This window comes from Pseudomonas hunanensis (assembly GCF_013393325.1).
Classification (GTDB): Bacteria; Pseudomonadota; Gammaproteobacteria; order Pseudomonadales; family Pseudomonadaceae; genus Aquipseudomonas; species Aquipseudomonas putida_P.
The window spans coordinates 190,184-216,473 of sequence record NZ_QJRC01000084.1 but is presented as its reverse complement, the minus strand read 5'-3'; the positions used below and the strand labels follow the sequence as shown (position 1 = coordinate 216,473).

At 63.5% G+C, this 26,290-nt stretch carries 20 protein-coding genes; 14 read left to right on the top strand and 6 right to left on the bottom strand.

Annotation, left to right across the window (positions count from 1 at the left end):
* Window positions 1-317 precede the first annotated feature (317 nt).
* The gene (gene putA, locus DM807_RS12100; protein ID WP_012274507.1) at window positions 318-4,271 is read right to left on the bottom strand and encodes a trifunctional transcriptional regulator/proline dehydrogenase/L-glutamate gamma-semialdehyde dehydrogenase; all 3,954 of its coding nucleotides are present in this window, start codon (window positions 4,269-4,271) and stop codon (window positions 318-320) included.
* Between the two features lie 357 nt (window positions 4,272-4,628).
* On the opposite strand from putA, the gene putP reads away from it, so the two are divergent.
* From putP to DM807_RS12055, 9 genes are all read left to right on the top strand, one after another.
* Window positions 4,629-6,107, top strand: coding sequence for a sodium/proline symporter PutP (gene putP, locus DM807_RS12095; RefSeq protein WP_060494400.1), 1,479 nt, complete (start codon window positions 4,629-4,631; stop codon window positions 6,105-6,107).
* 106 nt (window positions 6,108-6,213) lie between these two features.
* On the top strand, window positions 6,214-7,050 hold the full coding sequence (locus tag DM807_RS12090) for a 23S rRNA (adenine(2030)-N(6))-methyltransferase RlmJ (RefSeq protein ID WP_012274505.1): 837 nt from the start codon (window positions 6,214-6,216) through the stop codon (window positions 7,048-7,050).
* 107 nt (window positions 7,051-7,157) lie between these two features.
* Window positions 7,158-8,915: a carbamoyltransferase family protein gene (locus DM807_RS12085; RefSeq protein ID WP_012274504.1), complete on the top strand. Its 1,758-nt coding sequence runs from the start codon at window positions 7,158-7,160 to the stop codon at window positions 8,913-8,915.
* A complete protein-coding gene (locus tag DM807_RS12080) occupies window positions 8,899-10,029 on the top strand; it encodes a glycosyltransferase (protein ID WP_179027408.1) in 1,131 nt (376 codons plus the stop codon). Before DM807_RS12085 ends, DM807_RS12080 begins: the two co-directional genes overlap by 17 nt.
* A complete protein-coding gene (locus DM807_RS12075) occupies window positions 10,029-10,925 on the top strand; it encodes an antimicrobial resistance protein Mig-14 (protein ID WP_012274502.1) in 897 nt (298 codons plus the stop codon). The genes DM807_RS12080 and DM807_RS12075 overlap by 1 nt, the downstream gene beginning before the upstream one ends.
* Window positions 10,922-12,325, top strand: a complete 1,404-nt coding sequence (locus DM807_RS12070; RefSeq protein WP_179027417.1) for a PIG-L family deacetylase — start codon at window positions 10,922-10,924, stop codon at window positions 12,323-12,325. Before DM807_RS12075 ends, DM807_RS12070 begins: the two co-directional genes overlap by 4 nt.
* A 48-nt stretch (window positions 12,326-12,373) precedes the next feature.
* Window positions 12,374-13,330, top strand: a complete 957-nt coding sequence (locus tag DM807_RS12065; RefSeq protein ID WP_012274500.1) for a glycosyltransferase family protein — start codon at window positions 12,374-12,376, stop codon at window positions 13,328-13,330.
* A gap of 65 nt (window positions 13,331-13,395) precedes the next feature.
* Window positions 13,396-14,169 (top strand): glycosyltransferase family 2 protein, encoded by a 774-nt coding sequence (locus DM807_RS12060; protein WP_012274499.1) that lies wholly within the window; start codon window positions 13,396-13,398, stop codon window positions 14,167-14,169.
* A 37-nt stretch (window positions 14,170-14,206) separates the two neighbouring features.
* A complete protein-coding gene (locus DM807_RS12055; protein ID WP_060494398.1) occupies window positions 14,207-15,298 on the top strand; it encodes a glycosyltransferase in 1,092 nt (363 codons plus the stop codon).
* A 3-nt stretch (window positions 15,299-15,301) separates the two neighbouring features.
* Here DM807_RS12055 and DM807_RS12050 read toward each other — a convergent pair whose 3' ends face one another.
* Entirely contained in the window at window positions 15,302-15,907 is a 606-nt protein-coding gene (locus DM807_RS12050; protein ID WP_012274497.1) for a serine/threonine-protein kinase, read from the bottom strand.
* Between the two features lie 100 nt (window positions 15,908-16,007).
* Between DM807_RS12050 and DM807_RS12045 the strand changes: the two genes are divergently transcribed.
* The 3 genes from DM807_RS12045 to hldE all read left to right on the top strand — a co-directional run bounded on the left by DM807_RS12045 (window position 16,008) and on the right by hldE (window position 20,559).
* Window positions 16,008-17,183, top strand: coding sequence for an O-antigen ligase family protein (locus DM807_RS12045; protein WP_179027407.1), 1,176 nt, complete (start codon window positions 16,008-16,010; stop codon window positions 17,181-17,183).
* A 15-nt stretch (window positions 17,184-17,198) separates the two neighbouring features.
* Entirely contained in the window at window positions 17,199-19,007 is a 1,809-nt protein-coding gene (msbA, locus tag DM807_RS12040; RefSeq protein ID WP_012274495.1) for a lipid A export permease/ATP-binding protein MsbA, read from the top strand.
* Between the two features lie 130 nt (window positions 19,008-19,137).
* Complete coding sequence (gene hldE / locus DM807_RS12035) at window positions 19,138-20,559, top strand: bifunctional D-glycero-beta-D-manno-heptose-7-phosphate kinase/D-glycero-beta-D-manno-heptose 1-phosphate adenylyltransferase HldE (RefSeq protein WP_012274494.1); 1,422 nt, start codon at window positions 19,138-19,140, stop codon at window positions 20,557-20,559.
* Between the two features lie 30 nt (window positions 20,560-20,589).
* Here the strand turns inward: hldE and DM807_RS12030 are convergent, their stop codons facing one another.
* From DM807_RS12030 to DM807_RS12015, 4 genes are all read right to left on the bottom strand, one after another.
* Window positions 20,590-21,558: a hypothetical protein gene (locus tag DM807_RS12030; RefSeq protein ID WP_012274493.1), complete on the bottom strand. Its 969-nt coding sequence runs from the start codon at window positions 21,556-21,558 to the stop codon at window positions 20,590-20,592.
* 52 nt (window positions 21,559-21,610) lie between these two features.
* The gene (locus tag DM807_RS12025) at window positions 21,611-22,423 is read right to left on the bottom strand and encodes an aldo/keto reductase (protein ID WP_012274492.1); all 813 of its coding nucleotides are present in this window, start codon (window positions 22,421-22,423) and stop codon (window positions 21,611-21,613) included.
* Window positions 22,420-23,595, bottom strand: coding sequence for an NAD(P)/FAD-dependent oxidoreductase (locus tag DM807_RS12020; protein WP_060515509.1), 1,176 nt, complete (start codon window positions 23,593-23,595; stop codon window positions 22,420-22,422). The genes DM807_RS12025 and DM807_RS12020 overlap by 4 nt, the downstream gene beginning before the upstream one ends.
* A 78-nt stretch (window positions 23,596-23,673) precedes the next feature.
* Window positions 23,674-24,006 (bottom strand): DMT family transporter, encoded by a 333-nt coding sequence (locus tag DM807_RS12015; protein WP_012274490.1) that lies wholly within the window; start codon window positions 24,004-24,006, stop codon window positions 23,674-23,676.
* 87 nt (window positions 24,007-24,093) lie between these two features.
* Here DM807_RS12015 and DM807_RS12010 point away from each other — a divergent pair, with 87 nt between their 5' ends.
* Window positions 24,094-24,984 (top strand): LysR family transcriptional regulator, encoded by an 891-nt coding sequence (locus DM807_RS12010; RefSeq protein WP_041166801.1) that lies wholly within the window; start codon window positions 24,094-24,096, stop codon window positions 24,982-24,984.
* A gap of 11 nt (window positions 24,985-24,995) precedes the next feature.
* Window positions 24,996-26,267 carry a lipid IV(A) 3-deoxy-D-manno-octulosonic acid transferase gene (gene waaA / locus DM807_RS12005; RefSeq protein WP_060493959.1) on the top strand — a complete coding sequence of 424 codons (1,272 nt, stop codon included), beginning with the start codon at window positions 24,996-24,998 and terminating at the stop codon, window positions 26,265-26,267.
* Window positions 26,268-26,290 lie beyond the last annotated feature (23 nt).

Sequence of the window (26,290 nt, the reverse complement as noted above, 5' to 3'; positions counted from 1 at the left end):
TTTGTTTCGGGCCAGTTCATCCTGTTAGGCCACCGCTGTCCGCCTTGTTTGTTCCATGCGGTATTGAAGGGGGCGCAGTCGCTCTTATCGATCTCCAGCCATGCCCCCAGGGTACGCGCGCCATAGGCACAGGAGAGACTGGCCCGAAACAAATGTAGGAGCGGCCTTGCGTCGCGATGCGCCGCGCGGGCGGCGCTCGGTCTCACAGGCGCAGATAATGCTGTGGCGAGCACCCGTCAGCCCAACCCTATCTCAAGACAACCGCCCATAAAAAAGGGAGAGCCTAAGCCCTCCCTTTTCTTCAACAACCCTCAGCCTCAGCCAATGGTCATCAGGCTGGCGTTACCACCCGCCGCCGCAGTATTCACACTCACCGCCCGCTCAATCACCAACCGCTCCAGCGCAATCTGGTGATCCCCGCTGGACAGCCCGTGCACACCGACGATCGCCCCGGCGCGCTTGGCCACCTGCTGGCACACGCTGCGCAGCTGGTCCGAGTCGCCATGGTGGATCACGGCGTCGAACGCCACGTCATCCTTGTTCCAGTCCGCCACCAGCTTGACCTTGGCCTGCAGCTCACGCGGCAGGCGGGCACGCAGGGCCTTGCCCGGTTCGCTGTCAGCCCACACCGCCGAGCTGCCAACGGCCAGTACCGCAGCCAGTTGCGCCAGCAGGTCGGCTTCGTTGTCCGCCAGGCACAGCACGTGCTCGCGCGGCAGGATGGTGTAGCTGTTGCGCTCGCCGGTCGGGCCTGGCAGCAGGCGGGCGATACCGCTTTGCGACTGGCTGGCGAACTGGTCGCACAGCGCAGCCAGGTCAGCCAGCTGGTTGCTCTCGGCCCAGGCCTTCAGACCATGCAGCGGCTTGATCAGCTGTTCGTGCAGGGTGCGGTCTGGCTTGCCTTCGCCGTCCTGCTGCTGGAAGTGGCGGCCAATCGCGTCGGCCGGGCGGGTCGACAGCAGGCGGTACAGGTACAGCGGGCCGCCTGCTTTCGGGCCGGTGCCGGACAGGCCTTCACCGCCGAACGGCTGCACGCCCACCACCGCACCGACAATATTGCGGTTTACGTACATGTTGCCGGCATTGGCGGTTTCCACCACCTTGGCGATGGTCTCGTCGATGCGGGTGTGCACGCCGAGGGTCAGGCCATAGCCAGAGTTGTTGATCTGCTCGATCAGCTGGTCCAGGTTGCGGCGGTTGTAGCGCACCACGTGCAGTACCGGGCCGAAGATTTCACGCTTGAGCTCGTCGAAGCTGTCCAGCTCGATCAGGGTTGGCATGACGAAGGTGCCGCGCTTGATCTCGGCAGCATCGGCAATGGCAACCTGATAGACCGAGCGGCCTTTTTCACGCATGCCCTGGATGTGCTTCTCGATGCCGGCCTTGGCTTCGGCGTCGATCACCGGGCCAATGTCCACGGCCAGGCGGTCCGGGCAGCCCAGGCGGCTTTCGGCCATGGCGCCCTTGAGCATTTCGATCACGCGGTCGGCGGAGTCTTCCTGCAGGCACAGTACGCGCAGGGCCGAGCAACGCTGGCCAGCGCTGTCGAAGGCCGAGGAAACCACGTCGATCACCACCTGCTCGGTCAGTGCCGAGGAGTCGACGATCATCGCGTTCTGGCCACCGGTTTCGGCGATCAGCGGGATCGGGCGGCCCTGGTTGTCCAGGCGACCGGCGACGTTGCGCTGCAGCAGGCGGGCGACTTCGGTGGAGCCGGTGAACATCACGCCTTTGACGCGCTCGTCACCGACCAGGCCAGCACCGACGGTTTCACCGCGGCCTGGCAGCAACTGCAGCACGCCCTCGGGGATGCCGGCTTCCAGCAGCAGGCGCACGGCCTGGGCGGCGATCAGCGGGGTTTGCTCGGCGGGCTTGGCCAGTACCGGGTTGCCGGCAGCCAGGGCTGCGGCCACCTGGCCGGTGAAGATCGCCAGCGGGAAGTTCCATGGGCTGATGCACACCACCGGGCCCAGCGGGCGGTGGGCGTCGTTGCTGAAGTCGTTGCGTGCCTGCACCGCGTAGTAGCGCAGGAAGTCCACGGCTTCACGCACCTCTGCGATGGCGTTGGCGAAGGTTTTGCCGGCTTCGCGGATGAGCAGGCCCATCAGCGGTTGGATCTCGGCCTCCATCAGGTCGGCGGTGCGCTCCAGAATGGCGGCACGTTCGGCGGGTGGGGTGGCCTGCCAGATCGGTGCGGCGTTCAGTGCACACTGGATGGCGTTGTCGACATCGGCGACGGTGGCCTCCTGCACATGGCCCACCACATCGCGAAGGTCGGCCGGGTTCAGCACCGGCACGGCAGCGCTATCGCTGGCGGCGCAGGCCAGCAGCGGGGCGGCTTTCCAGTCGTTGTGAGCGGTGGCCAGCATGGCGCAGGACAGCGACGCCAGGCGGTGTTCGTTGGCCATGTCGATGCCGGCCGAGTTGGCCCGCTCGTTGCCATACAAGTCGCGCGGCAGCGGGATGCGTGGGTGCGGCAGGCCGATGCTGCCTTCCTGGGTGCCCATGCGCTCGATGCTGGCGACCGGGTCGGCGACCAGTTCCTGGATGGAGATGGAGTGGTCGGCGATGCGGTTGACGAACGAGGTGTTGGCGCCGTTTTCCAGCAGGCGGCGTACCAGGTAGGCCAGCAGTGTTTCGTGGGTGCCGACCGGCGCATAGACGCGGCACGGGCGGTTCAGCTTGCCATCGGCAATCTTGCCGACCACTTGCTCATACAGCGGCTCACCCATGCCGTGCAGGCACTGGAACTCGTACTGCCCCGGGTAATAGTTCTGCCCGGCGATGTGGTAGATGGCCGACAGGGTGTGGGCGTTGTGGGTGGCGAACTGCGGGTAGATGGCTTCTGGTACGGCCAGCAGCTTGCGGGCGCAGGCAACGTAGGACACGTCGGTGTACACCTTGCGAGTGTACACCGGGTAGCCTTCCAGGCCTTCGACCTGGGCACGCTTGATCTCGCTGTCCCAGTAGGCGCCTTTAACCAGGCGGATCATCAGGCGGTGGCGGCTGCGCTTGGCCAGGTCGATGACGTAGTCGATCACGTACGGGCAGCGCTTCTGGTAGGCCTGGATGACGAAACCGATGCCGTTCCAGCCCGCCAGCGAAGGTTCGAAGCACAGGCGCTCGAGCAGGTCGAGCGACAGCTCCAGGCGGTCGGCCTCTTCAGCGTCGATGTTCAGGCCGATGTCGTACTGCTTGGCCAGCAGGGTCAGCGACAGCAGGCGCGGGTACAGCTCTTCCATCACGCGCTCGTACTGGGCACGGCTGTAGCGTGGGTGCAGTGCCGACAGCTTGATCGAGATACCTGGGCCTTCATAGATGCCGCGGCCATGGGAGGCCTTGCCAATCGAGTGGATGGCCTGCTCGTAGGACGCCAGGTACTTCTGCGCGTCGTGTTCGGTCAGCGCGGCTTCGCCGAGCATGTCGTAGGAATAGCGGAAACCCTTGGCCTCGAAGCGGCTGGCGTTGGCCAGGGCTTCGGCGATGGTTTCACCGGTGACGAACTGCTCGCCCATCAGGCGCATGGCCATGTCGACGCCCTTGCGGATCATCGGCTCGCCGCTCTTGCCGATGATGCGGGTGAGCGAGGAGGTGAGGCCGGATTCGTTATGGGTGCTGACCAGCTTGCCGGTCAGCAGCAGGCCCCAGGTAGCGGCGTTGACGAACAGCGACGGGCTGTTGCCCAGGTGCGGCTGCCAGTTGCCGGTGCTGATCTTGTCGCGGATCAGCGCGTCGCGGGTGCCCTTGTCAGGGATGCGCAGCAGCGCTTCGGCCAGGCACATCAGTGCCACGCCTTCCTGGGACGACAGCGAGAACTCCTGCAACAGGCCCTGGACGATGCCGGCACGGCCGCCAGCGCTCTTCTGGTTGCGCAGTTTTTCGGCGATGCCGGCTGCCAGCTTGTTGGTGGCTTCGGCCAATGGCGCGCTCAGGCGTGCCTGCTCCAGCAGCATCGGCACCACTTCCTGCTCGGGGCGGCGGTAGGCGGCAGTGATCGCCGAGCGCAGTACCGACTGCGGCAGGATGCTCTCGGCGAATTCGAGGAAGCACTGGTGGCTGTGGTCGGCCTGGACTTCACCGGCATCATCGGCCAGGTTGCTGACATGACCGTTGAGTTCGGTCAGGGTGGCACCACCCTCGAGCTTCTCCAGATAGTTGAAGATCGCTTGCTTGATCAACCAGTGCGGCGTGCGGTCAATGGACTGCGCAGCTGCTTTGAGTCGCTCACGGGTCGGGTCGTCGAGTTTGACCCCAAGGGTGGTCGTCGCCATTTCTTATCCTCGTTATTGCCACGGCTGTGGCCTAAGCTGGCGCCAAGAGTAGCTGTAGGACAATTCGGGTGCAACCAGGTGCAACCCGAATTTTTTCTGAAGAAGGTGCAACTCGTCCGACAGGCATTTCCACACCTTGAAAAGGGGTGCTTTCGGTGCGTTTTATTCTGAAAAACCGGCTTTTTGCTCCAAAAAGGAGCAAAAAGGCTGCTGTTACGAAAAATGCTCGGCAAGGTGCAACTTGCAAATGAAAAATGGTTGCACCTGCTTTGCGTTGTTGCATAGGATTCGCCGCCTGGGTGCAACCGCCATGGCTGCGGTTGTGCATGAGATAAAAACAAACGCCAGGGCACACGCATGGGCAATCCACTAACGATCACTTTCGTGGTCTACATCGCGGCAATGGTGCTGATCGGCTTCGCCGCCTATCGCGCCACCAACAACCTTTCCGATTACATTCTGGGCGGTCGCAGCCTGGGTAGCGTGGTCACCGCGCTGTCTGCCGGCGCATCCGACATGAGCGGCTGGCTGCTGATGGGCCTGCCGGGCGCCATCTACTTCTCGGGCCTGTCCGAGGCCTGGATCGCCATCGGCCTGACCGTTGGTGCCTACCTGAACTGGCTGTTCGTGGCCGGCCGTCTGCGTGTGCAGACCGAACACAACGGTGACGCACTGACCCTGCCGGACTACTTCTCCAGCCGTTTCGAAGACCAAAGCGGCCTGCTGCGGATCATTTCGGCGATCGTCATCCTGGTGTTCTTCACCATCTACTGCGCTTCCGGCATCGTTGCCGGTGCCCGTCTGTTCGAAAGCACCTTCGGCATGTCGTACGAGACAGCCCTGTGGGCCGGCGCCGCGGCGACCATCGCCTACACCTTCGTGGGTGGCTTCCTGGCGGTAAGCTGGACCGACACCGTGCAGGCTTCGCTGATGATCTTCGCGCTGATCCTGACCCCGGTGATCGTGCTGATCTCCACGGGTGGCTTCGACACCACCTTCGCTGCCATCGAGGCGGTCAACCCGGCCAACTTCGACATGTTCAAGGGCGCTACCTTCATTGGCATCATCTCGCTGATGGGTTGGGGCCTGGGCTATTTCGGTCAGCCGCACATCCTGGCGCGTTTCATGGCCGCCGATTCGGTGAAATCGATTGCCAAAGCCCGTCGCATCTCCATGACCTGGATGATTCTGTGCCTGGCCGGTACCTGTGCCGTGGGCTTCTTCGGTATCGCCTACTTCTCGGCCAACCCTGATCTGGCGGGCCCGGTGACCGAAAACCACGAGCGCGTGTTCATCGAGCTGGCGAAGATCCTGTTCAACCCATGGATCGCCGGTGTATTGCTGTCGGCCATTCTGGCGGCGGTGATGAGCACCCTGAGCTGCCAACTGCTGGTGTGCTCCAGTGCCCTGACCGAAGACTTCTACAAGTCGTTCCTGCGCAAGAACGCTTCGCAGCTCGAGCTGGTGTGGGTCGGCCGTCTGATGGTGCTGGCCGTAGCCCTGATCGCCATTGCCATGGCTGCCAACCCGGAAAACCGCGTGCTGGGCCTGGTGGCCTACGCCTGGGCCGGCTTCGGCGCTGCATTCGGCCCGGTGGTGCTGATTTCGGTACTGTGGAAAGGCATGACCCGCAACGGCGCACTGGCCGGTATCGTGGTCGGCGCAGTGACCGTGATCGTGTGGAAGCAGATCGATACCTGGGGCCTGTACGAAATCATCCCAGGCTTCCTGCTGGCGAGCATCGCCATCGTGCTGGTGAGCAAGATGGGCAGCCCTTCGAAGGCGATGGTGCAGCGCTTCGAGACTGCCGATGCGGCGTACCACGCTGACAAGTAACAGCCGTTGAATTGGCGGCGCCTGCTCAGCGGGCGCCGCCAATCAGCAGCCAGGCCTGACTCCGCCTGCAAGGCAAGGTAAACTTGCCCTCCCCGCAGGAGTTGCCATGAACTATCGTCACGCCTTCCACGCCGGCAACCACGCCGACGTCCTCAAACACATCGTGCTGACCCGCCTCATCGCCCTGATGTCGCGCAAGGAGCAGCCGTTCGCCTACATCGATACCCACGCAGGCCTTGGCCTGTACGACCTGCAAGGCGACCAGGCAACTCGCACCGGCGAGTACCTGGAAGGCGTCGCTCGTCTGTGGAACCGCGATGACCTGCCGGCCATGGCCGACGACTACCTGCGCGTCATCAAGCGCCTGAACGCCGACGGCGAGCTGCGCTACTACCCAGGTTCGCCCGAACTGGCCCGCCGCCTGATGCGCCAGCAGGACCGTGCCCTGCTCAACGAGAAGCACCCCGAAGACGGCCCGCTGCTCAAAGAGAACATGAAGAAAGACCCGCGCGTGGTCGTGCATCTGGGCGAAGGCTGGCATGTGCCGCGTGCCTTGCTGCCTGTGCAGGAAAAGCGCGCGATCATGCTGATCGACCCGCCGTTCGAACAGGCCGATGAGCTCAAGCGCTGCACCAATGCCATGAAAGAGGCGATTGGCCGCATGCGTCAGACGGTTGTGGCCATCTGGTACCCGATCAAGGACCAGCGCTCGCTGACCCGCTATTACCAGGACCTGACCAGCACCGGCGCGCCGAAATTGCTGCGGGTCGAGCTATACGTGCACCACCAGGACAGCCCGCAGGGCCTTAATGGTTCGGGCCTGGCCATCGCCAACCCGCCGTGGGGCCTGGAAGAAGAGCTCAAGGAGTTGTTGCCTTGGCTGGCCAAAGAGCTGGCGCAGACGGACGGTAGCTACCGCATGGATTGGCTGATCGCCGAATAATACAGGTTGCCGCGTTGCGCACATGTTTGCGTTATAATTCCGCCCTTTAGCCGCCACCCGCCCAAGAGGCAGCTGGCGCATTTTTACCGAATGAAGAGGCTAATCCCTTGGCATTGACGATTCTTGGCCTGTCCGGCGCCCTTAGCCATGACCCTTCCGCGGCCCTGTACATTGACGGCAAGCTGATTGCCGCCGCCGAAGAAGAGCGCTTCGTGCGTGACAAGCATGCGAAGAACCGCATGCCCTACGAGTCGGCGAAGTTCTGCCTGGAACAGGCAGGCATCAAGCCGTCCGACGTCGACGTGGTAGCCATCCCGTTCGCCCCGATCAGCCTGTTCGGCAAGGCGCGCTGGCACTATGCCAAGCGCTACTGGTACGCCCCGGATCGCGCCCTCGACGCCATCCTGATGGGCAACCGTCGCTACAAGCGCTACCGCAAGAAGATCGTCTGGTGCCTGGAGCAACTGGGCTTCGACCCGAAAAAGGTCAAGATCGAGCCGGTCGAGCACCACCTGGCCCACGCTTCCAGTGCGTACCACTGCTCGGGCTTCAAGGAAAAAACCGCGATTCTCGGCATTGACGGTAAAGGCGAGTACGCCACCACCTTCTTTGGCTACGGCGAAAACGGCAAGATCCACAAGATCAAGGAATTCTTCGACCCGGACTCGTTGGGCGGCCTGTACGGCGCGATCACCGAGTTCCTCGGCTTCGAGATGCTCGATGGCGAGTTCAAGGTCATGGGCATGGCGCCTTACGGCGACGCCAGCAAGTACGATTTCTCGCGCCTGGCCAGCTTCGAAAACGGCGAGCTGGTGATCAACACCGAGTACGCCAACGTCATCGGCCTGCGCCGCTATAAAGAGAAGGGCAAGGGTTTCTACTTCTCGCCGAAACTGATCGAATGGCTGGGCCCCAAGCGCGAAGGCGACATCGCCGACGAGCCGTACATCCACTACGCGGCCAGCATGCAGGCGCTGTTCGAGAAGCTGGCGCTGCAGATGATCGACCACTACCTGGGCGACACCCTGCGTGAAACCGGCAAGCTGGCCTTCGCCGGCGGCTGCGCGCTGAACGTCAAGCTCAACCAGAAGATCATCGCCCGCCCGGACGTGAAGGAACTGTTCGTCCAGCCGGCCTCCGGCGACGCCGGCACTGCCGTTGGCGCCGCAGCCTACGTTTCCCACGCCCGTGGCGTACCGGTCGAGAAGATGGAACACGTCTACCTCGGCCCTTCGTACTCCAACGAGGACGTGATTGCCGCCTGCGCCCGTCATCCGAACCAGCCGAAGTGGCGCAAGCTTGAGAACATGCCCCAGCAGATCGCCAAGATCATGGTGGATGGCAATCCGGTGGCCTGGTTCCAAGGCCGCATGGAGTTCGGTCCGCGTGCCCTGGGTGGCCGTTCGATCATTGGCTGCCCGAGCGTCGAAGGCGTGGCCGACCGCATCAACCACCAGATCAAGTTCCGTGAACGCTGGAGACCTTTCTGCCCGTCGATGCTCGACACCGTTGCCCCGCAGATGATCAAGGTCGACCACCCGGCGCCATTCATGACCTTCACCTTCGAAGTGGCTGAGGAGTGGAAGACGCGCGTACCGGAAGTGGTGCACGAGGACGGCACTTCGCGTGCCCAGGTGCTCAAGCGCGAGTACAACCCGCGCTACTACGACATGATGAAGGCGCTGGAAGACCTGACCGGCAACGGCGTGTCGCTGAACACCTCGCTGAACCGCCGTGGCGAACCGATGATCTGCTCACCGACCGATGCCCTGAACATGTTCTTCGGCTCGGACCTGCAGTACCTGATCATGGAAGACATCCTGGTCGTGAAGGACGGCGCCGCCGCCTATGACCAGCCGCTCTGAACCGCGCATCCTGCAGTTCTGCCATGGTTATGACGGGCCTTTCCTCGACTGCGCCCGTCAGTACGCCAGCCTGTTCCAGGGGCGTGGCTACCAGGTCACCACGGTGTTCCTCACCGGGGCAGCCGACCCGCAGGTAGCGGCCGGCTGTGCGTCGGACGAGGTGTTGTTCCTGGAGTTCAGCTCCAAGGCCGTGCGCGGTTTGAAGCTCGGGGCGATCCGCGCGTTGCGGCGGATCGCGGCCGAGCGCAACTTCGCCTTCTGCATCGCCCACCGCTTCAAGCCCATCTACGTCGCCCTGCTGGGTACCGGCCTGCCGGTGATTGGCGTGCACCATGCCTTTGGTGACTATGAGCGCAAGGGCCGCCGGCTGTTCGCCAACCTGTTCAGCAAGCGCCTGAGCCTGCTGGGTGTGTCGGACGCGGTGCGTGACGACATGCGTCGGTGCCTGCCACAGTGGCCGGCCGAACGCATCCAGACCCTGTACAACCGCATCGACATCGACGCCCTGCAAATGGCCCTGGTGCCGCATGCCGAGGCGCGCCAGGCCCTGGGCCTGGATGCGCAGGCGTGGATCGTCGGCAACGTCGGGCGCTTGCACCCGGACAAGGACCAGGCCACTTTGTTGCGTGGCTTTGCCCAAACGCTGCCGGGGCTGCCGGCGGGTGCTCGCTTGGCTATCCTCGGCAAGGGCCGCCTGGCGGACGAACTCAAGGCCTTGGCTGCCGAACTCGGCATTGCCGGGCAGGTGGACTTCCTGGGTCAGGTGCCGGATGCGCGGCGTTACTTCCAGGCCTTCGATGTGTTCGCCCTGAGCTCCGACCATGAGCCGTTCGGCATGGTCCTGCTCGAAGCCATGGTCGCCGGCGTGCCGGTGCTGGCCACGGCCTGTGGCGGTGCCCGCGAAGTCGTCGAGGGTGTTGGCGTGCTGTTCCCGTTGGGCGATGCTGCCCAGCTGGCTCAAGGCCTGAAGCACATGGCCACGCTGGACGCCGAGCAGCGCCAGGCTTGTGCCGAGCACATGCTGCAGCGCCTGCGTGAGCGTTTCTCCGACCAGGCAGTGCGCGAGGCCTTCTGGCAGCTGCCGCAGGTGCGTGCGCTGGTGGGGCAGGCCTGATGCTCAATCGTATCCAGGCCTTCCGCGAACGCGGTTGGCAAACTGTCGACGCCAAGGCCTATGCCGAGGCATGGGCGCGCTTTGGTGGCAGTGTCGCCACCCATCCGCTGGTGGTCGAGCAACTGGCTGATCTGGCGCAGATCCCGGTGCGATACCTGGGTTGGTATCAGGCCGGTGAGCTCAAGGCCGCCATTCCCACCTGGGGGCACCACCTGGCGCTGGCCAAGGACGTGCTCAAGCGTGCCGGCAAGAAAGCCCTGTTCGACCTTGGCAATGCCGAAATCATCCTGCCGGCGGCGGTCGATGCCGCGGCGCCGTTGCGTCATACCGTGCGTTACCTGTCCGAGCTGAACCAAGGGCGCTTCAGCGGCCTGAAGGCGCAGAAGGAGCAGTTGGCGATGGCCCGGGCGCCCGAAGATCTGTCGAAGAAGTTTCGCTACAACCAGCGCCGCGAACTGCGCCTGCTGGAAGAGGCGGGCGGCGTGGTACGCCCGATCAGTGACTTCGCTGCCCAGGACATCGCCAGCATGTACTGCGACCTGTTCCTGCGCCGCTGGGGCTTTCCAGCCACAGGCGCCGAGCGCATGGCCGATGTGCTGGAGCGCCTGCGCGAGCTGCTGATCGGCTCGGTGCTGCTGCTGGACGGCAAGCCGATTGCCATCCAGTTGGTGTACCGCGTCGAAGCGCCAGAATGGATCAGCGTCGAATACATCAATGGCGGCGTCGACCCTGAAACCAAGGCCTTCAGCCCCGGCAGTGTGCTGAGCTTCCTCAATACCCAGGCCGCTTGGGAAGATGCCCGCGCGCGCAACAAGCCACTGCGGTTCTCGTTCGGCCGTGCCGACCGCGAGTACAAGGACCGCTGGTGCAACCCCGTGCCGGTGTATCAGGCGTGAGCCGCAAGCAGCAGTTGCTCAAGCGCCACCGGCGCAACAAGCGCCTGGGCCTGCTGGTGGGCCTGGTCGCGCTTGTCGCCCTCGGTGTTATCAGCTGGTGGTGGCTGCCACTGCTGCTGTTGCCGCTGCTCTGGGCTGCCCATGAAGCCTGGTTTGCCGACCACCTGTTCTATGCGCCAGGTGAGGACTATGCCTACGACTTTGGCGACCAGGCGCAACCGGTACCAGCCAGCCTGCAGGACGGTCTGCTCAAGGCCGAGTGCGCGCTGCAGGGCGACGAAACCCTGGTGCTTGAGCTGCACGTAAAAAGCAGCTGGCTGGGGCGGTTTCTCGACCCTCGGGTCGAGCTGACCGCTGCCGATCAGTCCGATCGGCAAACGTTCGAGCGTGGTGTCGATGGCGTGCGCTTCCTCAATCTGACTGGCTTGGCTGCGCCGCTGCAAGCCGGCACGTTGTGCCTGCGCGGTCGGCATTGCCGGCTGCAAGGCCAGGCTCGGCTGTGGATAACCCCAGCGGTCGAGCTGCAGCGGCGTCGGGTGATGGTAATCGCGCCACATGCCGACGACGCCGAGCTGGCCGCGTATGGCCTGTACAGTCAGGCCGACGAAACCTGGGTGGTGACTCTGACCGCCGGTGAGATCGAGGCCGAGCATTATCAACAGATGGGCCTGGCAAAAGCTGAGGCCGCGCGTCTGAAGGGCCGCCTGCGTGCCTGGGACAGCATCGCCGTGCCGCGTTGGGCCGGTGTGCCGGAGTCGCGTTGCGTGCAGCTGGGTTACTTCTGCCTGCAACTGCCTGCCATGCAGGCCGCGCCCGACCAGCCTGCCGTTTCTCGTGAAGCCGCCCTCGCCGATATTCGCCTGTTCCGCCAGTTCAACCCGTTCCCGTTGCCGGGCGACCGCGATGGCGCGCCAACCTGGCACAACCTGCTGGCCGACCTGCGTGCCTTGCTGGAACTGGCAAGGCCAGAGGTGTTGGTGATGCCGCACCCGCAACTCGACCCGCATCCCGACCACATCTGCGCTCAGGCGGCAGTGCTGGAAGCCCTGCAAGGCCTGGCCTGGCAGCCACAAACCCTGCTGTGCTATGCCAACCACCTGCATGACAACGACCGCTGGCCTATGGGCGACAGCGGCGATGGCGTGGCCCTGCCTCCGCAGTTGAGCGCTGCGCAGGCCTGGGCACCTTGCAGCCTGGTCCTGGACCGGGCTACCCAGCACGACAAGGCCATGGCTCTGGGCATGATGCACGACCTGCAGCCGCCCGCGCCGTTCAAGCGCCGCCTGCGCCGCTTGTTGCAACGCTGGCTGGCCGCGCGTCGGCCGTCGCCTTATGGGGAGAACGAGTTCTTCCGCAAGGCCGTGCGCCGACACGAACTGTTCTGGCGGCGCGAGCTGTAAGCACGCCCCATGGTTGACCGCGATGGCGCAGAGCGCCCAAGGAAAGCAATGAAAGTCCTATTTCTGGTACAGAAGGAACAGCGGGCGATTCTCGACCGCCTGTACGACGGCGTCGCGGCCAACTGCGAATGCGACCTGCGCTGGCTGACCAGCGAAGACCAACGCAACCTGCGTCGCTATTTCAAGCGTGAAGTGCAGGTCGAACGCTATGACCGCATCGTGTTCTTCCTGCGCTTCAAGCAGGAGATCCGCCAGGTGGCCTTCATCCGTACCGTGCCGAACCTGGTCATCCTCGAGCACGACGCCTACCAGAACTACATCCCGTGCAAGTACACCGGCAAGTTCAGCGCCCATTACCGGCAACTGCCATGGGCCCGGGTGATCAGCTCTGGCTACATGGTCAGCGAACGCCTGCGCCAGGAGGGTTTTGACGCGGTGTTCGTGCCCAAGGGCTACGACGAGCAGTTGCTGACGGACCAGGGGCGTGAGCGCGATATCGAACTGGCCTTCGTCGGCAGTGTCAACAGCGTGGCCTACAGCGGTCGCAAGGCGTTGCTGGACGAGTTGGGGCAGGTCGAGAACCTGCTGGTAACCCGCACCAAGTCGGGTGAGGACTACTGCAACACGCTCAACCGTATCCGTTTTTTCGTCAGTGCCGACGTCGGTATGGGCGAATACATGATCAAGAACTTCGAAGCCATGGCCTGTGGCTGTGTGTTGCTGGCGTACGACCAGGGCGAGGAAGAAAACCGCGCATTGGGCCTGCAGGACATGCACAACGTGGTGTTCTATGACAACATCCCGACCCTTCAGGAAAAGCTCCGCCGCTTGCGCGCGGACCCTGATCTGGCCCGGCAGATTGCAGAAAATGGCCGCCATTTGGCGGTTTCCCGTTTCAGTTTCGGCGCAGTTGGACGTAGCATCGTCGACCAAATGCGCCCGGCGCTCAGGCCCCACCCGCCATTGTCTGCATGGCAGCGGCTGCGCCTGAAGCTGGGCATCTAAATAAGAGCTTTCACGCCCAGGAGCGGGTTGTTGAAAGCCGACAGTCGCAATGCGGAGGGAGTCCGGTGCGCTTTTCAAATGAGAGTGACGTCACGCTCGTCGTGACCAGTTGTGGGCGGTTCGATCTGCTCAAAGACACCCTTGAGAGTTTCGATCGCTACAACACCGCGCCCATTCGCGAGGTATTCATCACCGAAGATTCCGGTGACGATGCCGTGCATGCCGCTGTGCCGGAGCACTGGAAGCCGTACTGCAAGGTGTTCGTCAATCGGCCCAAGCTTGGCCAATTGCCGTCTATCGACCTGGCTTACAGCCACGTCAAGACGCCGTACATCTTTCACTGCGAAGACGACTGGCATTTCTACCGCCAAGGCTTCGTCGAAGACTCGCGGGCCATTCTGGAGGTCAGCCCCAACCTGTTGCAGGTGTGGCTGCGCAGCCATGCCCACGACCTGGCTATCCACAGCCCGTACATCCACCTGGGTGATCGCCAGGTAATCGCCGGCGTGCCGTGTTATCCGCTGCTTTCCGAAAAAGCCGAATGGCAGGCATTCTCGCTCAATCCTGGCCTGCGTCGCTTGAGCGATTACCAGCGCTGCGCGCCATTTGCCGCCTATGCTGGAGAGAAGGCGCTTTCCCGACGCTACGCTGAGTTAAATCTGACAGCGGTCACCTTGGAGGGTGATGCAGTCTTGCACACAGGATTCGGTAATCACGTGACCTTGCCCATTGAAGTGGAGCGTAAGGCCAAGCGTCGTCAACGTGATCGGATAAAGCTGGCATTGACGCTGGTGACGGGTGCCTTGATCGGCATGGGTATCACCATTTTTGTTCAATGAAGTCGCTGTCCCACCTGACATGAGCGGGAGAGGGCCCATGAACATCGTCAATATGATGTGGGCGGGTGGAACGCCGTACATGTCCATCCACAAGGTGCATCGGCAGGTGTTGTCGAACGCGGGTGCCGATGCCCGGATCAGTAACTGGCTGCTGCTGGGCAGCGGGCTCTGCTGTGGGCTCGGTTCTACCCGGGAGTGGCACATGCCGTCACGTGCGCTCAAAGGGCGGCACTTGTGGCGCTTGCTTCGCCCGTGGCTGCGCATGCGCTTGCGCAAGGCGCTGGCCGAAGCCAGGGCAGAAATCGTGCTGCTCGACGGTATTGGCGTCGCGCGGCTGGTGCTGCCGTTGCTGCAGAACATTCCCGAGGTGCGCGCCAAGGTGCTGTTCCATGGCAAGACGCGTCTGCACGCCAGCGATATTCGCCTGTTGCGCAGGCTCCCGGCCGAGCGCCTGAGTATCGCAGCGGTGTCGCAGACCTTGGCCGAGTCGCTGGAACGCGATCTGGGCAGGCCGGTGCAGACGCTACGCATGGCGCTCGACCCACTGGCGTTCGTCGAGCCGTTGCTGAGCCGGGACCAGGCCAGGCAGGCGCTGCGATTGCCTCAGGCCGGCGGGGTGATGTTGGGTGCGGTAGGGCGTTTGGTAGAGAGCAAGGGCTTTGAAATGCTGATCGAGGCATTCGCCAAAGCCTGTGCTCGGCAACCGAGCCTGCAACTGGCGATCATTGGCGAGGGGCCGCAGCACGCCGCGCTCCAGGCACGTATCGACGCGCTGGGCCTGGCTGGGCGGGTTCATCTATGTGGCCACCGCGAAGACCTGCAGCAGTTGTATCGGGCCTTCGACTGGCTATTGGTGCCTTCGCGTTCCGAAGGGCTGGGGCTGGTAGTGCAAGAGGCCGTGATGGCCGATGTGCCGGTGGTGTGCAGCGACCTGCAAGTGTTCCGCGAGCAGTTGCGCGACACCGGGGGCTACCTGCCCATTGCCGACGAGAGCGCCTGGGCCGAGGCGATCGAGCGTTGTTCGGCGTTGAGCGCTTCGGCGGTTGCCGCGCAGCAGCGCCAGGCGTTGGCGCCGGAGCAGGCCTGGCAGGCGTTCTGCAACGGCTCGCAGAGCCTGTTGCGCAGCTGACGCTCAGCGCGCCAGCAGGGCTGCCTCGAAGGCGGCGAGGGGGAACCGGTCGCCCAGGTTCTCCCGCTCGATATAGCGCACCATATGCTGCACATTGCGCCGAATCATGCGTGCCGACAGCGGCGGGCGCAGGAAACGCATATCGGCCACGTCGATCAGGCCCAGGCGCTGGTCGGGGGTGACCACCACGTTGCCCAGGTGCAGCGAGCGAAAGTACACACCGCTGCGGTGCAGCTGGCGAATCAGTTCGATCAGGCGTGGCAGGTAAACGTCCCAGCTGAAGCCTTCATCGCGCGACATCTGCAGCAGCGTGCGCCCGGGCAGCGGGCGATACAGCACGGCGGTGCGGCCAGGCAGGTCGAGCTTGTGCTGGCTGATCACCTCGAGGGTGGGGATGCCCAGTTGCGCCAGCTGCGCGGCGTTATCGACAAAGCGCTGGGAGTAAGGGCGCAAAAGCGCAGATGAAATCAGTCGCTTCCTACGAAAAACCTTAAGGAAATTTCCATTCGCGAGCAGGTAGACTTTGGCACCATGGCTGTCTGCCTCAAGCACCTGTGCGCCTTGTGTCAGCTGATCGAAGTCGACCTGGGTGAGCCGGGAGCATTGCATGAATAGAGCCTTGTCGTCTGGCGAGCAAAATGACCGGCAATAATGCCGAAAATAATGCTGTAGCACCATGGATGGTGTCTTTGATTCATCGGGGGAAAGGATGTTGTATCAAAAAAGCTGGGCACGGGCCTGGTTAGGTTTGGGTTTGGTCTGGTTCCTGGCGGCGATTGCCCTGGCACCGAGCAACAAGGTTTATCAGCAGGGGCTGGTGTTGTTCCTGTGGCTGCCGACGCTGGTCTTGGCCTGGTCGGCGCGTGACGTGCTGGTGCAGGCCTGGAAGCGCCAGCCGGCGCTGTGGGGGAGCGTGCTGCTGCTGTTGGCCTGGAGCGGGCTGAGCCTGGTGTGGTCATCTGCGGAAGATGACGGGCGCGAGATCAAACGGCTGCTCTACATCCTGGTGTTCCTGTTGGCTTTCCCGTTGCTCGCCCAGCTTGGCCTGGGCCGTATTCGCCAGCTGTTGCTGCTTGGCAGCGCGCTACTGGCCATTGCGGCACTGGTCTCGATCATCAAGTTCTATGGGTTGCAGCGCATGCCTTTGCTGATGAGGCTGGCGGGTATCGGTGAGATATCCCACCCCATCCTGGGCGCCTATGTCATTGGCTCGGCCGTGCTCTTCCTGCTCTACGAGCCACCTCGGCAACGAGGCTTGCAGCTGTTGTGGCTGGCGGCACTGGCTTGCCTGGGGGCCTTCGCCATGCTCAGCCAGAGCCGTGGGGCGCTTCTGGCGCTGGTGATCACCGTGGTGATGGCGCCGCTGTGGTTCCGCGACCGCCACAGCCGAGTGTTTTCCATCCTCGCAGTCATTGCCACGGGCCTTGCTTTCTACTTGGTGTACGATCTGATCGCCAAGCGTGGCTCGTCGTACCGGCCGGAAATCTTCCATGCTGTGGTGGACATGATTGCCGCGCATCCCTGGACTGGCCTGGGCCTGGGCTCGGCCTACGAGGTGAGTGCGGTTGGCAAGCATTTTGACCATACCCACAACATGTTCACCCACATCGCGGTCGAGATGGGGCTGCCCGGTATGCTGCTGTGGACCATGGTATGGCTGTTCACGCTGGGTGAAATCGTGCGCGCGCGCGGCACCCTGTTCTGCAAGGTCCTGCTGGGGTTCTGGGTGTATTCGACCCTGGCCATGCAGTTCGATGCTGCCAGCCTCACTGGTACGCCGCGTGCCGAATGGTTCATCAGCTGGCTGCCGGTGGGCCTTGCCATGATGCTGCCATGGGGGCGTGCCGAAAATGACGCCTGTGGTAAAATTTCCGGTTCAACCTGAACAGCGAGCTCGATAATGGCCGAAACCCCGCGACCGGCGGAGCACACCTCCAGCCTGAAGATCTACTTCCGGCTGCTGAGCTATGTGAAACCCTATGTCGGCATTTTCCTGCTGAGCATTGTCGGTTTCGTGATCTTTGCCTCGACCCAGCCGATGCTGGCCGGCATTCTCAAGTATTTCGTCGATGGCCTGAGCAACCCCGAAGCGGTGTTGTTCCCCAACGTGCCCTACCTGCGTGACCTGCAATTGCTGCAGGCGGTGCCGCTGCTGATCATCCTGATCGCCGCCTGGCAGGGCCTGGGCTCGTTCCTCGGCAACTACTTCCTGGCCAAGGTGTCCCTGTGCCTGGTGCACGACCTGCGTGTGGAGTTGTTCAACAAGCTGCTGGTGCTGCCTAACCGCTACTTCGACAACCACAACTCCGGTCACCTGATTTCGCGCATCACCTTCAACGTGACCATGGTCACCGGCGCGGCCACCGATGCCATCAAGGTGGTGATCCGCGAAGGCCTGACCGTGGTGTTCCTGTTTGCCTACCTGCTGTGGATGAACTGGCACCTGACCCTGGTGATGGTCGCCATCCTGCCGGTGATCGCGGTCATGGTCAGCATCGCCAGCAAGAAATTCCGCAAGCAGAGCAAGAAGATCCAGGTGGCAATGGGCGACGTTACCCACGTGGCGTCGGAAACCATCCAGGGCTACCGCGTGGTCCGCAGCTTCGGCGGCGAGGCCTACGAGGAGCAGCGTTTCGGCAAAGCCAGCCAGAGCAACACCGACAAGCAACTGCGCATGACCAAGACCGGCTCGCTGTACACGCCGATGCTGCAACTGGTGATCTACAGCGCCATGGCCGCGCTGATGTTCCTGGTGCTGTTCCTGCGGGGCGAGTCCACCGCCGGTGACCTGGTAGCCTATATCACTGCTGCTGGCCTGCTGCCCAAGCCGATTCGCCAGCTGTCGGAAGTCAGCTCGACCATCCAGAAGGGCCTGGCAGGTGCCGAGAGCATCTTCGAGCAGTTGGACGAAGAGCCTGAGCTGGACACCGGTACTGTCGAGAAGGAGCGTGTGGAAGGGCGCCTGGAAGTGCGCAACCTGAGCTTCACCTACCCGGGTACCGAGCGTGAAGTGCTGAGCGACATCAGTTTTGTCGCCGAACCTGGGCAGATGATCGCCCTGGTCGGCCGTTCCGGCAGTGGCAAGTCGACCTTGGCGGCGCTTATCCCACGCTTCTATCACCACGACCAGGGGCAGATTCTGCTCGATGGCGTGGAAATCGAAAACTATCGCCTGCGCAACCTGCGTCGCCATGTTTCGCAGGTAACCCAGCACGTCACCCTGTTCAACGACACCGTGGCCAACAACATCGCCTACGGTGACTTGGCCGGTGCCCCACGCGCAGACATCGAAGCCGCCGCAGCCGATGCCTACGCCAAGGAGTTCGTCGACCGGCTGCCGAAGGGCTTCGATACCGAAGTGGGAGAGAACGGTGTACTGCTGTCCGGTGGCCAGCGCCAGCGCCTGGCAATTGCACGGGCGCTGCTGAAAAACGCGCCGCTGCTGATCCTCGACGAGGCTACTTCTGCGTTGGATACAGAGTCCGAGCGGCATATCCAGGCTGCCCTGGATCACGTGATGCAAGGCCGTACCACGCTGGTGATCGCTCACCGCCTGTCGACGATCGAGAAGGCCGACCAGATCCTGGTCATGGACCAGGGCCGCCTGGTCGAGCGTGGCACGCATGCCGAGCTGCTTGCGGCCAATGGCCATTATGCCCGCTTGCATGCCATGGGCCTGGATGAGCCGGCCAAGGCCGATATCACCTGAACCCTCCTTGATCGGGGCCGTCATGGCCCCGATTGTCACGGGAATTTTCTGGGTACGATCTGGCCATAAAGCCGTCGACTACCCTGTGCTAATATCCTGCCCCTGTTCATTATTTCCATATGGGTTGCCCATGAAGTTGTCCATGCCGCGTTTCGATCAAGCCCCGGTACTGGTGGTCGGCGATGTCATGCTCGACCGCTACTGGCATGGCGGTACTTCGCGTATTTCGCCTGAAGCGCCAGTCCCGGTGGTCAAGGTCGATCAAATCGAGGATCGCCCCGGCGGCGCGGCCAACGTTGCCTTGAACATTGCCGCGCTGGGCGCGCCGGCTTCGCTGATCGGCGTCACCGGCCAGGACGAAGCTGCCGACAGCCTGGCCAACAGCCTGCAGGCTGCCGGTGTGCGTTCGGTGTTCCAGCGCATCGCGCATCAGCCGACCATCGTCAAGCTGCGGGTCATGAGCCGTCACCAGCAACTGCTGCGTATCGATTTCGAAGAGCCGTTCGCCACCGACCCATTGTCGCTGGCCACCGAGGTCGACAGCCTGCTCGAGGGTGTCAAGGTGCTGGTTCTGTCCGACTACGGCAAGGGCGCGCTGAAGAATCACCAAAGCCTGATCCAGGCGGCGCGGGCCAAAGGCATTCCGGTGCTGGCCGACCCCAAGGGCAAGGATTTTTCCATTTACCGTGGTGCCAGCCTAATCACCCCGAACCTCAGCGAGTTCGAGACCATCGTTGGCCGTTGCACCGATGAGGCCGACCTGGTTGCCAAGGGTTTGCAACTGCTGCAGGACCTGGACCTCGGCGCCTTGCTGGTAACCCGTGGCGAGCACGGCATGACCCTGCTGCGCGTGGGCCAGCCGGCGCTGCACCTGCCGGCGCGGGCACGTGAAGTGTTCGACGTGACCGGTGCCGGTGATACCGTCATCTCCACCCTCGCCGCAGCCATTGCCGCTGGCGAGGACCTGCCCCATGCTGTGGCCCTGGCCAACCTGGCGGCAGGCATCGTGGTCGGCAAGCTGGGTACGGCGGCCATCAGCGCCCCTGAACTGCGCCGCGCCATCCAGCGTGAGGAAGGCTCCGAGCGCGGTGTACTGGGCCTGGAGCAACTGCTGCTGGCCATCGATGACGCGCGGGCACACAAAGAGAAGATCGTCTTCACCAACGGCTGCTTCGACATCCTGCATGCCGGGCATGTCACCTACCTGGAACAGGCACGGGCCCAAGGCGATCGCCTGATCGTCGCGGTCAACGACGATGCTTCGGTCAGCCGCCTGAAAGGGCCGGGCCGGCCAATCAACAGTGTCGACCGGCGCATGGCCGTACTGGCCGGCTTGGGCGCGGTGGACTGGGTGATCAGCTTCCCGGAAGGCACCCCGGAAAACCTGCTGAGCCAGGTCAAGCCGGATGTGCTGGTCAAGGGTGGCGACTACGGCATCGACCAGGTGGTGGGTGCCGATATCGTCAAGGCCTATGGCGGCACCGTGAAGGTGCTGGGGCTGGTCGAGAACAGCTCGACCACGGCGATTGTCGAGAAGATTCGCAAGAACTGATACAGCTGGGGCTGCAGAGCAGCCCCGCTATCACTTGTTCAGGCTAGTACGAGCCCGCTCCAGCAGTGCCCGCGCCTTGTCGCCAAAGCGCTGCAGGTGCGATGCCTTCACCGGCTTGTTTTCCACCAGCCCCTGCTGCTTCACCCAGTCCTTCCAGCGTACCCGCTCATCCGCCACCACCCAGCCTTCCTGCCGGGCAAAACTCTCGGCCAGGTACAGCCCGCGTGTGCTCGCCGGCACCAGCTCATCCTTTTTAAGCGTATACAGCTCCGCCAGCGGCTGGCCGTCCTTTAACGGCATCAGATACAGGTCTGGCCGTTTGCGGTTGAGTCGCGCCACCAGCTGGCCGCCCTCCAGCCGTTCATCGACGTGGAACAGGCTGAGTTTCTTGGCCTCACGGGGTACCTGCAGGCGCATATCGTAGATCAGTTGCAGCGAGGCGGTGGGCAAGTGCACATAGGCCCGTGGGCGCTCCAGCAGCATCAGCTGGCCGCAGTGTACCGGGCGTGCTGCGCCGGACTGCGGGGCCAGCACGAAGTGCGGCGTTTCACGGTAGTGCAGGGCGGCAGCGTAAGGGACGGGCAGCCAGGTATCGTTGAAACGCCCGCCAAGCCAGCCCTCTGGGGTTTCCAGCAGGCACTCCTCGGCCACTTCCTGCACAGCCGTGTGCAGCGGCAGGTTCAACTCCTGCGCCGGTACATAACCGGAAATCAGTTTCAGCACCACGTCGCCACGGTCTTGCCGGCGCTGGCGCACCAGCACCCAGTAATCGCGGTTTTGCCAATGCAGGGTAAGGCGCACCGACACGCCCAGGTTTGCCAGTTCGACCACAAAACGCTGCACGTCGGGTAACTGGATCGCCTTGCGCCGCTGCTGGGTCTGGGCAAAGTTCAGCGGCATGCCGATGCTTTGGTAGATCAGGCCTTCAGCCGTGGCCTCGACATGCAGTGGCAGTGTCTTGAAGTTGCTCGGGTTCTTGCGGATCAGCGTTCGCGCCACGAGGCTACTCCTTGCGTCGGGTCAGTCTCCTGGCCCTTGGGCCAGGGGTAACTCAATGCTGGCCCAGGATACGGGCGACGGTGGCCACGTTATGGGCCAGGTGCAACGGGTTGATGGTGCCGACGATAGCACTGCTGACGCCGGGGTGGGCGAACAGCAGCTCAAAGCTGGCCTGCACCGGGTCAACGCCCGGGGCCAGGCAGATATGCCCGCTGGCCAGGGCCTTTTTTACCAGGATGGCCTTGCCGTGTTCGGCAGCGTAGTCCAGCACCGGGCGTTCTGCCTGCTCGTTGAGGTTGTAGGTGACCATGGCGCAGTCGCCTTGCTCCAGCGCCTTCAGGCCGCCGGCGACGGTCTTGCCGGACAGGCCGAAGCCAAGGATCTTGCCCTCCTGCTTGAGCGCTGCCAGGGTCTGGTAGACCTCCTGCTGTTCGAGGATGGCCAGGTCGTTACCGTCGGAATGTACCAGTACCAGTTCGATGCGGTCGGTTTCCAGGCGTCGCAGGCTGCGCTCCACCGAGCGGCGGGTGTGGGCGGCACTGAAATCGAAATGCGATTGGCCTTGATCGAATTCTTCGCCGACCTTGCTGACGATCACCCATTCATCGCGCTGGCCGCGCAGCAGCGGGCCGAGGCGTTCTTCACTGCGGCCATAAGCCGGGGCGGTGTCGATCAGATTGATGCCAAGCTCGCGGGCCTGGGCCAGCAGCAAGCGGGCTTCGTCATCGCCGGGGATGGTGAAGCCGGTGGGGTATTTCACACCTTGGTCGCGGCCCAGTTTTACCGTGCCCAGGCCCAGCGGTGAAACCTTGAAGCCGGTGCTGCCCAGCGGGCGATGGAAGTCGTGCAGGGTTGGCAAGGTCATGGCAGCAGTTGCTCCCAAGCCGGTACGCCCAGCGGTGGGCGTGGCAGGTCGGCCAGGTCGGCTTGTGCTTGTGGACGGATGCCGTCGCGCTCCAGGTGGCTGATGACCCGGTCGCTGAAGTCAGGTGCCAGCGCCAGCTTGGTCGGCCAGCCCACCAGCAGGCGCTGCTGGTCGGCAAGGAAGGCATTGTCCGGGCGTACCAGGCCCGATTGCGCAGGTTCGGCGCGGTCGACGCGCAGGGTGGCCCAGCGCACCAAGCTTTGGTCGACCCATGGCAGCAGGTTGGCGATTTCCTTTTGCGCTGCGGCGATTTGTGCGGCTGGCTCGCGCGCCACGCCATCGGCTTCGGCCAGGTCGCCGCCCAGGTACCAGACCCACTGGCCATCGGCTGCCGGATGGGTGGTCACCGTAACGCGCGGCTTGGGCCCGCCACCCAGGCAGTGAGCGTAAAGGGGTTTCAGGTTGGCGCCTTTGGCCATGACCATGTGCAGCGGCCGTGTTTGCATGGCCGGTTGGTTCAGGCCCAGGGCGTGCAGCAGTTCCTCGGTGCCGGCGCCGGCGCTGAGCACGACGCGTTGGGCACGGATGTCGCGACCGTCAACGCGCAGGCCGACCAGCTCGTCGTTTTCGCGCAGCGGCTCAATGCGCTCCCCAGCCAGCAGGCTGTCGCCCGCCAGTTCGGCCAGGTTGGCCAGCAGGCTGGGCACGTCGATGACCAGTTCGGCCAGGCGGTAAACCTTGCCCTTGAAGGCGCGGTCTTGCAGGGCCGGCGGCAGTTGCTCACCTTTTACTTGGTCGACTCGCCCACGTACGGCCTTGCTGGCGAAGAAGCTGGTGAGGTTGCCGGCCAGGGTGCCTGGCGACCACAGGTAGTGCGCATCGGACAGCAGGCGAGTGCCGCTCAGGTCCAGTTCGCCACTGCCGCTCAAGGCTTCGCGCCAGCGGCGCGGCATGTCGGCAATGGCTTCCGAGGCGCCGGTCAGGGCACCGTGGAGGGCGTACTTGGTGCCGCCGTGGATGATGCCCTGCGACTTGATGGTCTGCTCGCCGCCAAGGCTGGCGCGTTCCACCAGCACTGTCGAGTAGCCCTGGCGGCGCAGGCGGGCATTGAGCCAGAGGCCTGCGACCCCGGCGCCGACGATCAGCACGTCAGTGGAAATGGCAGATGGCATGGCGGTACCTCGAAGACTGGGACAGCTGGCAAGTATACAGGCTATACCTGAGAGGGCCCTATCGCCGGCAAGCCAGCCTCAGTGCCCAGCCGCTTTCGAAAACAGCTGTATCACCACCACGCCCCCCACAATCATGGCCATGCCCAGCATCGCCGGCACATCGAGCTTCTGCCCGTAGATCACCAATGCCGCCACACTGATCAGCACAATCCCCAGCCCCGACCAGATGGCATAGGCAATCCCTACAGGAATGCTGCGCACCACCAAGGTCAGCATCCAGAAGGCAACGCCATACCCCACCACCATCAGCAGCAGTGGCAACGGCGTGCTCAGGCCCTTCACCGCTTTCATCGAAGCGGTGGCGATGACTTCTGCGCAGATGGCAATGGCGAGGTAGGTGTAGGCATTCATGGCGGGATCCTCCGGTAACTGGTTGGGCATTCTAGACCTTGGCCAGATGCGGTAAAGTCATTACCTATCTGATATGGGGATAGGATGATGGCTGAGCAATGGAGTCTGGAGCAGTTGCGTATTTTTTTGCGCGTCGCCGAATTGCGCTCGTTTTCTGCCGTGGCCCGCGAACAACGCAAGGCCCAATCGGCCATCAGCAATGCCATCGCCCTGCTGGAAGCAGACTTGGGTGTCACGTTGTTCGAGCGCAGCAGCGGCCGGCAACCAAAACTGACCGAAAGTGGCAGCGCGTTGCTGGAAGACGCCCGCGAACTGCTGCGCCAGTGCGAACACCTGGATGGTCGCGCCCTGGCCCTGATGCGTGGGCAGGAGGCCTTGCTGCGGGTTGCTCAGGATGAGGCCATGCCTTATCAACCGGTGATCGACAGCCTCGACGAACTGGCCAGCCGCTTCCCGTACCTGGAGGTACAACTAGCCAGCGGCGCCCAGGGCGATGTAGCGCGCAAGCTGGTTGAGCGCCGAGCCGATCTGGGGCTGTTCTTCCACCATGAAAGCATCCCGTCTTCGCTGGAGCGTCGCGTCCTGGGCAGCGTCGAAATGGTCACGGTGTGCGCAGTCGGCCACCCGCTCGCGGGGCAAGGCCGGGCAACCCGCCAGCAACTGGCGCGCCACCGGCAATTACTCATCACCCCACAGCAAAGCGGTTACCCTGGCGGCGAGGCAATCAGCCCGCAGGTATGGCGTGCCGACAGCTTCTACGCCATGGCTGAACTGCTGATGCGCGGCCTGGGCTGGGCCTGGCTGCCGCGGCACGTGGTGCAGTACCCGACCTACCAGGCGCACATGGTCGAACTGGACAGTGAGTGGCGCCCGCCGGCGCTGGTGGCGGAGCTGGCCTGGCGCCGCGATGAGCCACTGGGGCCCGCTGCGCAGTGGCTGGCCGAGCGCTTTGCAGTACACCTGCGTGCGATCGGGTAAACTTCGCCGCCATGAACAGAACACTCTATACCTTGCTGTTTCACCTGGGCCTGCCGCTGGTTGCGCTGCGCCTGTACCTGCGCGCACGCAAGGCGCCGGCCTATGGCCAGCGTATCGGTGAGCGCTTTGCCTTCAAGCTGCCGACCATGCGCCAGGGCGGCATCTGGGTGCATGCGGTGTCGGTGGGTGAGAGCATTGCTGCCGCGCCCATGGTGCGTGCCCTGCTCAAGGCCTACCCCGAACTGCCCATCACCCTTACCTGCATGACTCCCACCGGTTCCGAGCGTATTCGCGCCATGTTCGCCGACGAACCGCGCGTGCAGCACTGCTACCTGCCCTACGACCTGCCATGGGCGGCGGGGCGTTTTCTCGACCATGTGCGGCCGAAGCTGGGCATCATCATGGAAACCGAGCTGTGGCCCAACCACATCCACCAGTGCGCCAAACGCGGGATTCCGGTAGCGCTGGCCAATGCGCGGTTATCCGAGCGCTCGGCCCGTGGTTATGGGCGCTTTGCCAAGCTGACCCGGCCGATGCTGGCCGAAATGAGCCTGATTGCCGTGCAGACCGAAACCGAGGCGCAGCGTTTCCGTGACCTGGGTGCGCGCACTGAGTGCGTGCAGGTCACCGGCTCGATCAAGTTCGACCTGAAGATTGATGAGCAACTGCTACCACGTGCAAAGGCACTGCGTGAGCAGTGGGGGGCCGAGCAGCGCCCAGTGTGGATTGCTGCCAGCACCCATGAAGGCGAGGATGCGCTGATTTTGCAGGCGCACCGGCAGTTGTTGCAGGTGCATGGCGATGCCTTGCTGATCCTGGTGCCGCGCCATCCCGAGCGATTCAATGCGGTACACGCGTTGTGCAGCGAGCAATTCGCCACCGTGCGCCGTTCTGCTGGCACGCCGGTCGATGGGCAAACCCGGGTATTGCTGGGCGACACCATGGGCGAACTGCTGTTTCTGTATGCCTTGGCCGACATTGCCTTCGTCGGTGGCAGCCTGGTAGCGACCGGCGGGCACAACCCGTTGGAGCCTGCGGCGCTTGCCTTGCCGGTGCTCATGGGGCCGCATGTGTTCAACTTCCTCGAAATCAGCGCGATGCTGCGCGAGGCGGGGGCGTTGCAGCAGGTGGATGATACCGATGGACTGGCCGGTGCTGTGCGGCGTCTGGTCGAGCTGCCGCAGGATGCCCAACGCATGGGTGAGGCGGGCAGGGCGGTGATGCAGGCCAATCAGGGGGCGCTGCAGCGCTTGCTCGATGGGCTGAGTGCGCTTATCCGCTGATTATTGCATCGCCTTCTTCGCGG